At 61.6% G+C, this 15,537-nt stretch carries 10 protein-coding genes; 8 read left to right on the forward strand and 2 right to left on the reverse strand.

What is annotated here, in order from left to right; genetic code table 11:
- Positions 1-142: 142 nt before the first annotated feature.
- A complete protein-coding gene (gene aceF, locus ACXX83_RS26885; RefSeq protein WP_458550050.1) occupies positions 143-2,104 on the reverse strand; it encodes a dihydrolipoyllysine-residue acetyltransferase in 1,962 nt (653 codons plus the stop codon).
- A gap of 11 nt (positions 2,105-2,115) precedes the next feature.
- Positions 2,116-4,761: a pyruvate dehydrogenase (acetyl-transferring), homodimeric type gene (gene aceE, locus ACXX83_RS26890; RefSeq protein WP_015093183.1), complete on the reverse strand. Its 2,646-nt coding sequence runs from the start codon at positions 4,759-4,761 to the stop codon at positions 2,116-2,118.
- Positions 4,762-5,144: 383 nt separating this feature from the next.
- Here aceE and glnE point away from each other — a divergent pair, with 383 nt between their 5' ends.
- From glnE to ACXX83_RS26930, 8 genes are all read left to right on the forward strand, one after another.
- Positions 5,145-8,084: a bifunctional [glutamate--ammonia ligase]-adenylyl-L-tyrosine phosphorylase/[glutamate--ammonia-ligase] adenylyltransferase gene (gene glnE / locus ACXX83_RS26895; protein ID WP_458550051.1), complete on the forward strand. Its 2,940-nt coding sequence runs from the start codon at positions 5,145-5,147 to the stop codon at positions 8,082-8,084.
- 307 nt (positions 8,085-8,391) lie between these two features.
- Positions 8,392-9,426: a lipopolysaccharide heptosyltransferase II gene (gene waaF, locus ACXX83_RS26900; RefSeq protein WP_015093185.1), complete on the forward strand. Its 1,035-nt coding sequence runs from the start codon at positions 8,392-8,394 to the stop codon at positions 9,424-9,426.
- A gap of 1 nt (position 9,427) precedes the next feature.
- Positions 9,428-10,489: a lipopolysaccharide heptosyltransferase I gene (waaC, locus tag ACXX83_RS26905; RefSeq protein WP_458550052.1), complete on the forward strand. Its 1,062-nt coding sequence runs from the start codon at positions 9,428-9,430 to the stop codon at positions 10,487-10,489.
- Positions 10,489-11,610 carry a glycosyltransferase family 4 protein gene (locus ACXX83_RS26910; RefSeq protein ID WP_217837002.1) on the forward strand — a complete coding sequence of 374 codons (1,122 nt, stop codon included), beginning with the start codon at positions 10,489-10,491 and terminating at the stop codon, positions 11,608-11,610. Before waaC ends, ACXX83_RS26910 begins: the two co-directional genes overlap by 1 nt.
- Entirely contained in the window at positions 11,611-12,417 is an 807-nt protein-coding gene (gene rfaP / locus ACXX83_RS26915) for a lipopolysaccharide core heptose(I) kinase RfaP (RefSeq protein ID WP_218483235.1), read from the forward strand.
- On the forward strand, positions 12,417-13,151 hold the full coding sequence (locus ACXX83_RS26920; RefSeq protein ID WP_015093188.1) for a lipopolysaccharide kinase InaA family protein: 735 nt from the start codon (positions 12,417-12,419) through the stop codon (positions 13,149-13,151). Before rfaP ends, ACXX83_RS26920 begins: the two co-directional genes overlap by 1 nt.
- A complete protein-coding gene (locus tag ACXX83_RS26925; RefSeq protein ID WP_217837003.1) occupies positions 13,148-13,900 on the forward strand; it encodes a lipopolysaccharide kinase InaA family protein in 753 nt (250 codons plus the stop codon). The genes ACXX83_RS26920 and ACXX83_RS26925 overlap by 4 nt, the downstream gene beginning before the upstream one ends.
- Positions 13,900-15,351, forward strand: a complete 1,452-nt coding sequence (locus tag ACXX83_RS26930) for a lipopolysaccharide kinase InaA family protein (protein ID WP_458550053.1) — start codon at positions 13,900-13,902, stop codon at positions 15,349-15,351. The genes ACXX83_RS26925 and ACXX83_RS26930 overlap by 1 nt, the downstream gene beginning before the upstream one ends.
- Positions 15,352-15,537 lie beyond the last annotated feature (186 nt).

Genomic DNA, 15,537 nt, shown 5'->3' on the forward strand with positions numbered 1-15,537 from the left:
ATCAGCCACAAATGTAGGAAGGTGTTGAAACAATAACTTCAGGCAAAAAAAGCCCCGCCAAATTGGCGGGGTTGAGGTACGAGCGTGGCGCTCGGAAACGTGGAACGCGATCGGCCCTCCGGTGAAGGAGGGCCGGTCGGTATTACAGGAGCATGGTGCGGATGTCGCCCAGCAGGTCGCTCAGACGCTTGGTGAAGCGTGCAGCAGCGGCGCCGTTGATCACGCGGTGATCGTAGGACAGCGACAGTGGCAGCATCAGTTTCGGCTGGAAGGCTTTGCCGTCCCAGACTGGCTGGATGGTGGCCTTGGAAACACCGAGGATTGCCACTTCCGGCGCGTTGACGATCGGCGTGAAGCCGGTGCCGCCAATGTGGCCGAGGCTGGAAATGGTGAAGCAGGCGCCTTGCATCTCGTCCGACGAAAGCTTCTTGGTCCGGGCTTTTTCAGCCAGGGAAGCGGCTTCGGCAGCCAGTTGCAGCAGGCTCTTCTGGTCGACGTTCTTGATGACCGGTACCAGCAGGCCATCCGGGGTGTCGACGGCGAAGCCGATGTTCACGTACTTCTTGCGGATGATCGCTTTGCCGCTTGGTGCCAGCGAGCTGTTGAAGTCCGGCAGTTCCTTGAGCAGGTGTGCGCAGGACTTGAGCAGCAACGGCAGGACGGTCAGCTTGACGCCGGCCTTCTCTGCAACGGCTTTCTGGGCAACACGGAACGCTTCGAGTTCGGTGATATCCGCCGAATCGAATTGCGTCACGTGCGGCACGTTCAGCCAGCTGCGGTGCAGGTTGGCAGCACCGACCTGCATCAGGCGGGTCATCGGCACTTCTTCGATTTCACCGAAGCGGCTGAAGTCCACGACCGGAATCGGCGGGATGCCCGCGCCACCGGTTGCGCCGCCAGCAGCGGCCGGTGCTTCCTTGGCCTTCTGCATCATGGCCTTGACGTAAACCTGCACGTCTTCTTTCAGGATGCGACCGTGCGGACCGCTGGCGCCCACGGCGCTCAGCTCGACGCCGAACTCACGGGCCAGTTGACGCACGGCAGGGCCGGCGTGAACTTTTGCGCCAGGCTTGGCTGGAGCAGCGACCGGGGCAGCAACTGGTGCGGCCGCGGCAGGAGCAGTAGCGGCTGGAGCAGGAGCGCTCGGAGCAGCAGCGGCAGGTGCCGGTGCAGCAGCCGGGGCAGCGCCTTTGACTTTCAGTTTGAGGATCAGGTCGCCGGTACCGACTTCGTCATCGAGCTTGATGGAAACGCTTTCCACCACGCCAGCGGCTGGCGATGGAATCTCCATGCTGGCCTTGTCGGATTCCAGGGTGATCAGCGACTGGTCGGCCACGACGGTGTCGCCGGCCTTGACCAGGACTTCGATGATCTTGGCCTTGCCCGCCGAACCGATGTCCGGAACGTGGATGTCCTGGACGCTGTCGGCAACCGGTGCAGCCGGAGCTGCTGCAGGTGCAGGCGTAGCGGCAGCAGCTGGAGCGGCTGCCTGGGCCGGAGCAGCAGCCGGTGCCGCAGCACCTGCCACTTCCAGATCCAGGATCAGGTCGCCGGTGCCGACTTCGTCGTTGAGCTTGACGCTGATGGCCTTGACCACGCCAGCGGCAGGCGACGGGATTTCCATGCTCGCCTTGTCGGATTCCAGGGTGATCAGCGACTGATCAGCCGCGACGGTGTCGCCGACCTTGACCTGGATCTCGATGATCTGGGCCTTGCCCGACGAACCGATGTCCGGCACGTGCACTTGCTGAACGCTGGCGGCAGCCGGCGCAGCAGCAGGGGCGGCAGCTGCAGGAGCAGCAGCCGGCTTGGCTTCAGCCTTGGCAGCCGGCGCAGCGGCAGCCGCAGCCGCAGGAGCTGCAGCAGCGGCACCTTCGACTTCCAGCTCCAGCAGTTCGTCGCCTTCTTTCAGGCGGTCGCCCAGCTTCACTTTCAGGCTCTTGATGATACCGGCCTTCGGCGCAGGCACTTCCATGCTCGCCTTGTCCGACTCAAGTGTCAGGATGCTCTGGTCGGCTTCGATACGGTCGCCGACCTTCACAAACAGTTCAATTACTTCACCTTCACCGCTGCCGATGTCAGGTACGCGAATGAGTTCGCTCACAGAATCTCTCCTCAGCAGTCCAGTGGGTTGCGTTTTTCCGGGTTGATACCGAACTTGGCGATGGCCTCGGCCACAACCTTGGGTTCGATGTCACCACGGTCAGCCAGTGCTTCCAGGGCTGCCAACACCACGAAATGACGGTCGACTTCGAAGAAATGACGCAGTTTCTTGCGGCTGTCGCTGCGGCCGAAACCGTCGGTGCCCAGGACTTTGAATTCCTTGGACGGTACCCACTGACGGATCTGCTCGGCGAACAGTTTCATGTAGTCGGTCGAGGCGATGACCGGACCCTTACGGCCGTTCAGGCACTCTTCGACGTAGCTCAGCTTAGGCTTCTGGCCAGGGTGCAGACGGTTGCTGCGCTCAACGGCCAGGCCGTCGCGACGCAGTTCGTTGAAGCTGGTAACGCTCCACACGTCGGCGCCGACGTTGAACTCTTCACGCAGGATCTTCGCGGCTTCACGGACTTCACGCAGGATGGTGCCGGAGCCCATCAGCTGAACGTGGTGCGCTGCTTCGCGGTTGTCTTCCTCGAGCAGGTACATGCCTTTCTTGATGCCTTCTTCGGCACCGGCCGGCATGGCTGGCTGCTGGTACGACTCGTTCATCACGGTGATGTAGTAGAAGACGTCCTGTTGCTCTTCGGTCATCTTCTTCATGCCGTCCTGAATGATCACCGCCAGCTCGTAGCCGTAGGTTGGATCGTAGGTGCGGCAGTTCGGGATGGTGGCAGCCAGCAGGTGGCTGTGACCGTCTTCGTGTTGCAGGCCTTCACCGTTCAGGGTGGTACGGCCGGCGGTGCCGCCGATCAGGAAGCCACGGGTGCGGCTGTCGCCAGCGGCCCAGGCCAGGTCGCCAATACGCTGGAAGCCGAACATCGAGTAGAAGATGTAGAACGGCAGCATCGGCTGGTTGTGGCTGGAGTACGAAGTACCGGCAGCGATGAAGGAGCTCATGGCGCCCGCTTCGTTGATGCCTTCTTCGAGGATCTGGCCCTTCTGGTCTTCCTTGTAGAACATCACCTGGTCTTTATCGACTGGCTCGTAGAGCTGGCCGACGGAGGAGTAGATGCCCAACTGACGGAACATGCCTTCCATACCGAAGGTACGGGCTTCGTCCGGGATGATCGGCACGATGCGCGGGCCGATTTCCTTGTCCTTGACCAGTTGCGCGAGGATCCGCACGAAGGCCATGGTGGTGGAGATTTCACGGTCGCCCGAGCCGTCCAGGATCGCCTTGAGGGTGTCCAGTGGCGGAGTCGGGATGTTGAAGCTCTTGGCGCGACGCTGAGGCACGAAACCGCCCAGTGCGGTACGGCGCTCGCTCAGGTAACGGGCTTCGGCGCTGCCTTCTTCCGGTTTGAAGAACGGCAGGTTTTCCAGCTCGTCGTCCTTGACCGGGATGTCGAAACGATCGCGGAACAACTTCAGGCTGTCGACATCGACTTTCTTGGTGTTGTGCGCAGTGTTTTTCGCTTCGCCGGCACCGGTGCCATAACCCTTGATGGTCTTGGCCAGGATGACGGTCGGTTGTTCCTTGTGGTTGACCGCTTCATGGTACGCCGCGTAGACCTTGTACGGGTCGTGGCCGCCACGGTTGAGCTTCCAGATCTCGTCGTCGGACAGGTCTTCAACCATCGCCTTGAGTTCCGGCGTGTTGAAGAAGTGTTCACGCACGAACGCGCCGTCTTTGGCTTTGTAGTTCTGGTACTCGCCGTCGATGACTTCGTCCATGCGGCGTTGCAGGATGCCGTCGACGTCCTTGGCCAGCAGTGGGTCCCAGAAACGGCCCCAGATGACTTTGGTCACGTTCCACTGAGCACCGCGGAACACGCCTTCGAGTTCCTGGATGATCTTGCCGTTGCCGCGAACCGGGCCGTCGAGGCGCTGCAGGTTGCAGTTGATGACGAAGATCAGGTTGTCCAGCTTCTCGCGGCCGGCCAGGGAGATCGCGCCAAGGGACTCCGGCTCGTCGCACTCGCCGTCGCCCAGGAAGCACCAGACTTTTTGTTTGCCTGGCTGGATGAAGCCGCGGTGTTCCAGGTACTTCATGAAGCGTGCCTGGTAGATCGCCTGGATCGGGCCCAGACCCATGGATACGGTCGGGAACTGCCAGAAGTCAGGCATCAGCCAAGGGTGCGGGTAGGACGACAGGCCCTGACCGTCGACTTCCTGGCGGAAGTTGTTCATCTGGTCTTCGGTGATGCGGCCTTCCATGAATGCGCGGGCGTAAACGCCTGGCGAGGTGTGGCCCTGGAAGTAGATCAGGTCGCCGCCGTGTTCGTCGGTCGGGGCCTGGAAGAAGTAGTTGAAGCCGATGTCATAAAGGGTCGCACTGGAAGCGAAGCTGGAGATGTGACCGCCGAGGTCAGAATCTTTCAGGTTCGTACGCATCACCATGGCCATCGCGTTCCAGCGTACCAGCGAGCGAATGCGGCGTTCCATGAACAGGTCGCCAGGCATGCGTGCTTCGTGGGTAACGGGGATAGTGTTGCGGTAAGGCGTGGTGATGGCGTAAGGCAACTGCGAACCGCTGCGGGTCGCCAGTTCACCCATACGGGTCATCAGATAGTGAGCACGGTCTTCGCCTTCTTTGTCGAGAACCGATTCCAGGGCGTCCAGCCATTCCTGGGTTTCGACGGGATCGAGGTCTTGCATGGCTTGCTCCAGGGCGGAAAGGCTACCAGAATCGGTTGCCTGAGTTAGCGACTGGCCTTGTGGGCAGACGTTATGAATTCTTGGATTGCCGACAGGTTGTTCCGGCGGCGTGTAGTTTTACTACAAATCATCCGGCATTTCAGCCCGTCTAATGTATATACGAGTAGTAAAACTACAGATGAGCGGCTTGTGGCCCCCGGCTGCGTTGTGAGAATAATCGTTAAGGTTGGTCTTTTTCCAACTACAAAAGGTAAAAGCTTGATGCTGGCTGCCAAAATAAAAGAAATTTCAGCTATTTCTAACTTTTGTTCGACACTCCTTCAGGTAGTGGGTTTTCGCAAACCACTACATGCAGTCCGTTGTACGCCGATCAAGGATAGACCATGAGCCTCCCTTCGCTTGCCGAACTGCCGGCCATTCTCCTGCCGTTTGTCACCCGCGCCGAGCAGTCGTTCCGAGCTGCCGTCGCCACGCTGGACGATGATCACGGGCTGTCTGCCTGGTCGCCAGAGCGCTGGGCACAATTTGCCCGCGTCACCGCCGCCAGCGATTTCGTGATTGAACAGTCTGTACGTGACCCTTTGATGTTGCTGCAGTTGGTGCAGTCCGGTGAGCTGGACCGCAGCTACGCGCCCGGTGAATTGTGCGCGCAGATCGCGGCCGCCGTGAGCACGGCCGAGACCGACGATCTGCTTGGCCGTGCCCTGCGCCGCCAGCGCGCGCGCCATCAGGTGCGGATCATCTGGCGCGACCTGACCCGCCAGGCCGATTTGGTCCAGACCTGCCGCGACCTCTCGGACATGGCCGATGCCAGCATCGATCAGGCCTATCAGTGGTTGTACGTGCGGCATTGCCAGCAGTTCGGCGTGCCGACCGGGCGGCGCAGCGGCGAGCCGCAGCAGATGGTCATCCTCGGCATGGGCAAGCTCGGTGCCGTGGAGTTGAACCTGTCTTCGGACATCGACCTGATTTTCGCCTATCCCGAGGGCGGCGAAACCGTCGGTGTGAAGCGCGCGCTGGATAACCAGGAGTTCTTCATTCGTCTGGGCCAGCGGCTGATCAAGGCCCTGGACCCGATGACCGTCGACGGCTTTGTATTCCGCGTCGACATGCGCTTGCGCCCCTACGGTTCGGCGGGCGCGCTGGTGCTGAGCTTCAATGCGCTGGAGCAGTATTACCAGGACCAGGGTCGCGACTGGGAACGCTACGCGATGATCAAGTCGCGGGTGGTGGCCGGTGACCAGGTGGCTGGCGCGCAACTGCAAGAGATGCTGCGGCCATTCGTTTACCGGCGTTACCTGGACTTCTCGGCCATCGAGGCGCTGCGCACCATGAAGCAGTTGATCCAGCAGGAAGTGCGACGCAAGGGCATGGCCGACAACATCAAGCTCGGATCCGGCGGTATTCGTGAAGTCGAGTTCATCGCCCAGGCGTTCCAGCTGATCCACGGCGGCCGCGATCTGAGCTTGCAGCAGCGCCCGCTACTAAAGGTGCTGAGCACGCTGGAAGGTCAGGGTTATCTGCCGCCGGCGGTGATCAGCGAGCTGCGCGAAGGCTACGAATTCCTGCGTTACACCGAACATGCGATTCAGGCGATCGCTGACCGCCAGACGCAAATGTTGCCCGATGGCGAGCAGGATCAGGCGCGCATTGCCTTTATGCTGGGTTTCGCCAACTGGACGGCTTTCCACGAACAACTGATGTACTGGCGTGGCCGCGTAGCCTGGCACTTCGGTCAGGTGATCGCCGATCCCGACGAAGAGCAGGGTGCCGAAAGCGAAGTGGTGGTCGGCGGTGAGTGGTTGCCGCTGTGGGAAGAGGCTCAGGACGATGAGGCCGCTTGCCGCCAACTTGAAGAGGGTGGGTTCAAGGATGCGCCCAAGGCCTTGAAAGCCTTGGCCGGCTTGCGCAGCAGTCCGCAATTGCGGGCGATGCAGCGTCTGGGGCGCGAACGTCTCGATGCGTTTATTCCGCGTTTGCTGGCGCAGTCCGTGGAACATGCCAAACCGGATCTGGTGCTGGAACGCGTGTTGCCGCTGGTTGAAGCCGTGGCCCGTCGCTCTGCATACCTGGTGCTGCTGACCGAGAACCCTGGCGCCTTGCGGCGTTTGCTGACGCTGTGCGCCGCGAGCCCGTGGATCGCCGAGCAAATCACCCGTTTCCCGCTGCTGCTCGACGAATTGCTCAACGAAGGCCGACTGTTCAAGCCGCCACTGGCGCCAGAACTGGCAGCCGAGTTGCGCGAGCGCCTGACGCGGATTCCCGAGGACGACCTCGAGCAGCAAATGGAAGCGCTGCGTCACTTCAAGCTGGCGCACCGCTTGCGGGTGGCCGCATCGGAAATCGCCGGCAGCCTGCCGTTGATGAAAGTCAGCGACTACCTGACCTGGCTCGCCGAAGCGATTCTGGAACAGGTGCTCGCACTGGCCTGGCGCCAGACCGTGGCCAAGTACGGCACGCCGCTGCGCACCGATGGCACCTTGTGCGATCCCGGCTTCATCATTGTCGGTTATGGGAAAGTCGGCGGCCTGGAACTCGGGCATGGTTCGGACCTGGACCTGGTGTTCATCCACGACGGTGATCCGCAAGCTGAAACCGATGGGCCCAAACCCATCGACGGCGCGCAATTTTTCACCCGGCTGGGGCAGCGGATCATTCACCTGCTGACGGCGCAGACCAACTCCGGGCAGTTGTATGAAGTGGACATGCGTCTGCGGCCGTCCGGTGCGTCGGGATTGCTGGTGAGTTCTCTGGGGGCGTTTGCCCGTTATCAGGAGAACGAAGCCTGGACCTGGGAGCATCAGGCGCTGGTGCGGGCGCGGGTGCTGGTGGGCAGTCAGGATGTCGGCCAGGCCTTCGAGAAAGTCCGTGCCGCGATATTGGGCAAGACGCGTGATTTGCCGACCTTGCGCCAGGAGGTCAGCGAGATGCGGGCCAAGATGCGCGATAATCTTGGCAGCAAGAGCACGGCGGCCGGTACCGGGGCAAATGCCTACGAAGCCACGGCGCCGTTCGATATCAAGCAGGACGCCGGAGGTATCGTCGATATTGAATTTATGGTGCAATACGCGGCCCTGGCATGGTCTGAAACACACCCGCCATTGCTGCGCTGGACCGATAACATCCGCATTCTGGAAGAGCTGGAGCACGAAGGGCTGATGCCCGTCGAAGATGCCAGCCTGTTGCGTGAAGCGTATAAAGCGTACCGTTCCGCCGCCCACCGGCAGGCTCTGCAGAAGAACCCGGGGGTGATACCGGCCGACCAGTTCGTGGACGAACGGCAGCAGGTCATGCGGATCTGGCGTGAGCTGGGGCTAAACTGAAACGGGATTTTTGATACGCCCGATACCCCTGTGGGAGCGAGCTTGCTCGCGATAGCGGAGGCACAGTCACCATTGATGTTCGGATGTGACGCCCTCATCGCGGGCAAGCCCGCTCCCACAGTAGATCTGCAGTGTCATGCCGATCGAAGTACACCAATACCCAATGTGGGAGCGAGCCTGCTCGCGATAGCGGAGTGACAGTCGACAGCAATGTTGAAGGTGATGACCCATCGCAAGCCAGCATGTTCCCGCAGAGATTCTCGAGGCGGGGAGGCGTAGGCCTCCCCGGTTCGTTTATGGAAACCACATGAAAATTCTGATCGTTGGGCCCAGTTGGGTCGGTGACATGGTGATGGCGCAGACACTTTTCCAGTGTCTCAAGCAACGCCACCCGCAGTGCGAAATCGACGTGCTGGCCCCCGAGTGGAGTCGGCCGATTCTTGAGCGCATGCCCGAAGTTCGCCAGGCCTTGAGCTTTCCGCTCGGTCATGGCGTGCTGGAGTTGGCGACGCGCCGGCGCATCGGTAAATCCCTGGCCGGCCAGTACGATCAGGCGATCCTGTTGCCCAATTCCCTGAAGTCGGCGCTGGTGCCGTTCTTTGCCGGCATCCCGAAACGCACCGGCTGGCGTGGCGAATTCCGCTATGGCCTGCTCAATGACGTGCGCACGCTGGACAAAGATCGTTATCCGCTGATGATCGAGCGCTTCATGGCTCTGGCCTACGAGCCGGGCGTCGAGTTGCCAAAACCCTATCCGCGTCCGACGCTGCAGATCGACCCGGTCACCCGCGAGGCGGCGCTGGCCAGGTTCGGCTTGACCCTCGACCGTCCGGTGTTGGCCCTGTGCCCCGGCGCCGAGTTCGGCGAGTCCAAGCGCTGGCCGTCGGAGCATTACGCCAAGGTCGCCGAAACGAAGATTCGTGAAGGCTGGCAAGTCTGGCTGTTCGGTTCGAAAAACGACCACGCCGTGGGCGAAGAGATCCGCGCGCGGCTGATTCCCGGCCTGCGCGAAGAATCGGTCAACCTCAGCGGCGGCACCTCGCTGGCCGAAGCCATCGACCTGCTGTCCTGTGCCGACTCGGTGGTGTCCAACGACTCCGGCCTGATGCACGTCGCCGCCGCGCTGAACCGCCCGCTGGTCGCGGTCTACGGCTCGACGTCGCCGGGTTTCACGCCACCGTTGGCCGAGCACGTGGAAATCGTACGCCTGGGCATCGAGTGCAGCCCGTGCTTCGATCGCACCTGCCGTTTCGGCCATTACAACTGCCTGCGTCAGCTCATGCCGCAAGCGGTGAACGAAGCCTTGCAGCGGTTGCAAGGCACTGTGGTCGAGGTCAAATAGCTTGCGGGTTCTGTTGATCAAGACGTCTTCGCTGGGCGACGTCATTCATGCGTTGCCGGCGTTGACCGACGCGGCGCGGGCGATTCCCGGCATCAAGTTCGACTGGGTGGTGGAAGAAGGCTTTGCCGAAATCCCGACCTGGCATCCGGCGGTGGGCAAGGTGATTCCGGTGGCGATCCGTCGCTGGCGCAAAAACATCTGGCAGACCATCAAGAGCGGTGAGTGGAAGCGCTTCAAGCAAAGCGTTCGCGCCACGAAATACGACTTGGTGATCGACGCCCAGGGCCTGCTGAAAAGCGCCTGGCTGACCCGTTACGTCAAGGCACCGGTGGCTGGCCTCGATAAAAGCTCGGCGCGCGAGCCCATCGCTGCGCGCTTTTACAATCGGCGTCTGGCCGTGGCCCGCGGGCAGCACGCGGTGGAGCGAGTGCGTCAGTTGTTCGCCATCGCGTTGGGCTATGACTTGCCAAAAGGCATGGGCGACTACGGTCTGAATGTCGAGCGCCTGGTGGAATTGCCACGCAAGAATCCGTACGTGGTGTTTCTGCATGGCACTACCTGGGACACCAAGCACTGGCCTGAAGCTTACTGGCGCGAGCTGACCGAACGGGTCGGCTACCTGGGCGTCGGGGTCAAGTTGCCTTGGGGCAATGCGCAGGAGAAAGCCCGGGCCGAGCGCATCGCTGCCGGTTTCAAACACGCCGAAGTGTTGCCCAAATTGAACCTGGCCGGTGTTGGCAAGGTGCTGGCGGGCGCGCAAGCCTGCGTGGCGGTGGATACCGGCCTGGGCCACCTGGCCGCCGCGCTGGATGTGCCGACGCTGTCGCTGTTCGGTCCGACCAATCCGGGCCTGACCGGCGCCTACGGCAAGGTGCAGATTCACCTGGCCAGCGACTTCCCGTGTGCGCCGTGCCTGCAAAAGAAATGCACCTATCAACCGACGGCCGAAGATACCCGTCAATTTGACCTGAAACGCGAGTGGCCCCTGTGCTTCACGCGTCTGAACCCCGAGCGTGTCGCCAGCCGACTGAGCACGTTGTTAATGGCTGAGGAGCTGCGCTGATGCAATTGGCATTTGTCCTGTACAAATATTTTCCGTTTGGCGGCTTGCAGCGCGATTTCATGCGCATTGCCCTGGAGTGTCAGAAACGCGGTCATCAGATTCGCGTCTACACGCTGATCTGGGAGGGCGACGTACCGCCGGGTTTCGAAGTGCTGGTGGCGCCGGTCAAGGCGTTCTTCAACCATCGACGCAACGAAAAACTCAGCGAATGGATGGAAGCCGACCTGGCCAAGCGCCCGGTGGACCGGCTCATCGGCTTCAACAAGATGCCGGGCCTGGACGTCTACTACGCCGCCGACGGCTGCTTCGAAGACAAGGCGCAGAACCTGCGCAACTCGCTCTACCGCCGCTGGGGCCGCTATCGCCACTTCGCCGAATACGAGCGCGCGGTGTTCGCCAAGGATGCGAAGACCGAAGTGCTGATGATTTCCGAGGTCCAGCAGCCGCTGTTCATCAAGCATTACGACACGCCGCTGGAGCGTTTCCACCTGCTGCCACCGGGTATCGCCCAGGACCGTCGCCGACCGGCCGATGCCGATGACATTCGTGCCGGGTTCCGCGCTGAGTTCAATCTCAAGGACGACGAACTGCTGCTGGTGCAGATCGGCTCCGGGTTCAAGACCAAGGGCGTCGATCGCAGCCTCAAGGCGCTGGCGGCATTGCCTGCCGAGCTGAGGAGGCGCACCCGGCTGTTTGTAATTGGCCAGGATGACCCCAAGTTATTCCAGATGCAGAGTGCGACATTGGGGTTGGGTGACAACGTCACGTTCCTCAAGGGGCGCAGCGATATCCCGCGTTTCCTGTTGGGTGCCGATCTGTTGATCCACCCGGCGTACAACGAAAACACCGGCACCGTGCTGCTCGAAGCACTGGTGGCCGGCTTGCCGGTGTTGGTGAGCGCGGTGTGCGGTTACGCCCATTACATCGCCGAGGCCGATGCTGGCCTGGTGTTGGACGAACCCTTCGATCAGGCGCAGCTGACGCAATACCTGACCGGCATGTTGAACGACGCTCAAGCAAGGGCGGCCTGGAGCCGCAATGGTCTGGCCTTCGCCGAAACGGCCGACCTCTACAGCATGCCGCAACACGCGGCCGATGTGATTCTGGCGGAGCACGCTTAAATGAAGTTGATGCTGGCTGAACCGTTCAAGAGCCTCTGGGCCGGACGCGACCCGTTCGCCGAAGTCGAGGGGCTCAAGGGCGAGGTGTACCGCGAGCTGGAAGCACGCCGGACATTGCGCACGGAAGTCGACGGCAACGGGTTTTTCGTGAAAATCCACCGTGGCATCGGCTGGGGCGAAATCTTCAAGAACCTGCTCACTGCCAAGCTCCCGGTACTGGGTGCCGGCCAGGAGTGGAAGGCCATTCAGCGCCTGCAGGAAGCCGGCGTGCCGACCATGACCGCTGTCGCGTATGGCGAGAAGGGCAGTAACCCGGCCGACCAGCACTCGTTCATCGTTACCGAAGAGTTGGCGCCCACCGTCAGCCTCGAAGACTTCAGCGTCAACTGGGTCAAGCAGCCGCCCGAGCCAAAGCTCAAGCGCGCGCTGATCGCCGAAGTCGCACGCATGACCGGCATGATGCACCGCGCCGGGGTCAACCACCGCGACTGCTACATCTGCCATTTCCTGCTGCACACCGACAAACCGGTGACCGCTGACGACTTCAAGCTTTCGGTGATCGACCTGCATCGCGCCCAGACCCGTCCGGCGATCACCTCGCGCTGGCGCAACAAGGATCTGGCCGCCCTGTACTTTTCCGCCCTGGACATCGGCTTGACCCGCCGCGACAAATTGCGTTTTCTCAAAGGTTATTTCCAGCAGCCGCTGCGGCAGATCCTGAGCGAAGAAGCCGGGCTGCTGAGCTGGCTCGATGGCAAGGCCAACAAGCTCTACGAGCGTAAACAGCGATACGGGGATGCGCTCTGATGTCGGGTTGGAAACTGGAGCCTGCCTACAGCGATCTGGCCGATGACTTCGGCAGCCTTGAAGCGGTGTTTGCGCTTCAGGGCGAGCGGTTGACCAAGGACCTGCTCTCCGAGGTCATTCGCGTTCAGCGCAATGGCGTCAACTATTACGTCAAACGCTACGTGGGCGCTGGCAAAGGCTTGCGGCGTTACCTCGGCAAGCCTCGGGTGAAGATGGAGTGGCAGAACCTCAAGCGTTTCGCCAAGTGGGGCATTCCCACTGCCGAGGTGGTGGCCTGGGGGCTGGAACGTCGCGGTGCGGCCTACGCTCGCGGTGCGATGATTACCCGGGAACTGCCGCGTACCGAAGACTTGTCGGCACTGGCCGAGCGACGTGATCCGAAACTGTCGGATCGCGCCTGGGTCGATGCCGTCAGTCGTCAGTTGGCCCAGTACACCCGGACCATGCACGATCACCGCTTCACCCATAATGATCTGAAGTGGCGCAACCTGCTGATCGACGACGAGGCTCGACTGTTTCTGATCGATTGCCCCAACGGCGACTTCTGGCGCGGTTTCTGGCTCAAGTACCGAATCACCAAGGATCTGGCGTGCCTGGACAAGGTCGCCAAGTATCAACTGTCGGCTACCCAGCGCCTGCGCTTTTACCTGCAATACCGCAACCGGACCCGGCTCAACGCTGCGGACAAGAAGCGCATCCGGCATGTGGTGAGATTTTTCGAGGGACGCGAATGACTGATTTTCTGGCCGCTGAAGACCGGGCGCTGCTTGAGCGCCATGGTCTCGGCACGTTCGAGGCGCTCTGGGCCAAAGAGCTCGATGCGGTGGACGAACCCAACACCGGTCGCGGCGGCTGGAGCAGCGTGTTTCGGCTGGATCTGGAAGGTCATGGCTACTACCTCAAGCGTCAAAGCAACTACCTGACCCGCACCTTGCGCGCGCCGTTCGGCGAGCCGAGTTTCGCCCGCGAGTTTCGCAACATCTCCCGTTACCGGAAGATGGGCATTCCGGCGCTGGAAGCGGTGTTCTACGGGCAGCGCAAGGTCAATGGCGAAGTCCGCGCGATCCTGCTGACCCGCGCCCTGGACGGTTGGGACGACCTCGACTCGCTGTTGCAGCGCTGGGCTCAATTGAGCCCTGAGCAGCACTCGGAGATCCTCAAGGCCAGTGGCGAACTGGCCCGGCAACTGCACGCGGCACGCCAGGTGCACGGGTGTTTCTATCCCAAACACATTTTCATGCGTGCCACCGGCCACGGCTACCAGGCTCAATTGATCGACCTGGAAAAGACCCGGCCGCTGCTGTACGGGCAGCGCGACCGAATCAAGGACCTGGAACCGCTGACGCGCCGCGCGCCCGAGTGGGGCGAATCGCAGCTGCGGCAATTGCTGGCGGCCTATCTGGATCAGCCGCAGGACAGCTCGCTGATCGACAGCTGGCTGCAGCGCTTGACCGCACGGCGCAGCCAAAAGGGGCCACGTTAATGCGTTTGTCCGAATTGAAATCCGCTGGCCGCCATCCGGCTTTGCCGCTGAGCGTTTCGCTGGCCGATGCCGCCGGCCCCGCCGACTTGCAGTTGTTGAGCCTGTTGCGGGTATTGCCGGGGCAGCGTTATGTCGGTGCCGGTGTCTGGCGTGGCCGGCCGGTGTTGGCCAAGTTGCTGGTTGGTAGCAAGGCCGCACGGCATTTTCAGCGTGAACTGGACGGCGTGCGCCTGCTTTCCGACCAGGGGCTGACCACGCCGCAGTTGTTGGCCGATGGCCTGAAAGACGGCGAGGGTGGCTGGCTGCTGTTTGATTTCCTTGAGCATGCCGAAAGCCTGGGCGACACCTGGAAACGGGTTGAGCAGCAGCCTGTACTGTCCGATGGACAAGGGGCGGTGCTGGCCGAGGCGTTGGGCGCGATCGGTCAGATGCATCGCAAGGGCCTGTGGCAGGAAGACCTGCACCTGGACAATCTACTGCGCCAGGGCGGCCGCCTGTACCTGATCGATGGTGCCGGTATCTGCAGCGAGACGCCTGGCCAGCCGCTGTCGCGGCAGAAAGTCCTGGAAAACCTCGGGGTGTTCTTCGCCCAGTTGCCGAAGTCGATTGAACCCTTCATTGAAGAGTTGCTGGTGTATTACCTGCTCAGCAACGGCGAGCACGCCTTGCCCATGGAGGCGTTGCAGAAGCAGATCGACAAGGTCCGCAACTGGCGCCTCAAGGACTATCTGATCAAGGTCGGCCGCGAGTGCACGCTGTTCAGTGTCCGGCGCGGGGCCTTCGAACTGCGGGCGATTCGCCGCGAGGAAGAGGCGTCGATGGTGCCGGTGCTGGAGCAGGCCGATGCCTTGCTCGATCAGGGGCATCTGTACAAGACCGGCGGCGCGGCGAGTGTTGGCAAGGTCGAGGTGGATGGCCGCACGCTGGTGATCAAGCGCTACAACATCAAGGGTTTTGCCCACTGGCTCAAGCGTTTCTGGCGCCCGAGCCGGGCCTGGCATTCATGGCGCGAAGGCAATCGCCTGGCGTTCCTCGGGATTGCCACGCCCAAGCCGCTGGCGTTGCTGGAAAAGCGTTTCCTGTGGCTGCGCAGCCGGGCGTACCTGATCACCGAGTATCTGCCGGGGCCGGACATCATCGAGCGTTTTGCGCCTTATGTTGAAAGCGGTGATGCACCGCAAGCCGAACTGGCGGCACTGGATCATCTGTTTGCCGAGCTGATTCGTTTGCGTATCAGTCATGGCGACTTCAAGGGCCATAACCTGTTCTGGCAGCAGGATCGCTGGGCGTTGATCGACCTCGACTCGATGTGCCAGCACGGCTCGCTGACCAGTTATGCACCGGCATATGCGCGGGATCGGGCGCGGTTCATGCGCAATTGGCCTGAAGGCAGTGCGCTTTATCAGGTCATCGATCAGCGTTTGCCCAAAGACATCTCTAGCGCAGCCTGAATCGGACCTTCGGTCCTTTCGCGAGCAAGCCCGCTCCCACACTTAAATGCAATCAAATGTGGGAGCGGGCTTGCCCGCGAAGAGGCCGGAACTGCCAACCGAGAAAGCAGACAGGTTCTTGTGAACCGTCCTACGCGATCTTGGGAAGCCATGAACTGTGGCCGAAATTGCCCCGATGCTAGTTTG

It is taken from the genome of Pseudomonas sp. GNP012, assembly GCF_054343835.1.

What these genes read in the sequence shown, in the direction of transcription:
- aceE (WP_015093183.1), bottom strand. Translation starts at nt 4,761, where the DNA reads ATGCAAGACCTCGATCCCGTCGAAACCCAGGAATGGCTGGACGCCCTG.
- glnE (WP_458550051.1), top strand. Translation starts at nt 5,145, where the DNA reads ATGAGCCTCCCTTCGCTTGCCGAACTGCCGGCCATTCTCCTGCCGTTT.
- waaF (WP_015093185.1), top strand. Translation starts at nt 8,392, where the DNA reads ATGAAAATTCTGATCGTTGGGCCCAGTTGGGTCGGTGACATGGTGATG.
- ACXX83_RS26910 (WP_217837002.1), top strand. Translation starts at nt 10,489, where the DNA reads ATGCAATTGGCATTTGTCCTGTACAAATATTTTCCGTTTGGCGGCTTG.
- rfaP (WP_218483235.1), top strand. Translation starts at nt 11,611, where the DNA reads ATGAAGTTGATGCTGGCTGAACCGTTCAAGAGCCTCTGGGCCGGACGC.
- ACXX83_RS26920 (WP_015093188.1), top strand. Translation starts at nt 12,417, where the DNA reads ATGTCGGGTTGGAAACTGGAGCCTGCCTACAGCGATCTGGCCGATGAC.
- ACXX83_RS26925 (WP_217837003.1), top strand. Translation starts at nt 13,148, where the DNA reads ATGACTGATTTTCTGGCCGCTGAAGACCGGGCGCTGCTTGAGCGCCAT.
- ACXX83_RS26930 (WP_458550053.1), top strand. Translation starts at nt 13,900, where the DNA reads ATGCGTTTGTCCGAATTGAAATCCGCTGGCCGCCATCCGGCTTTGCCG.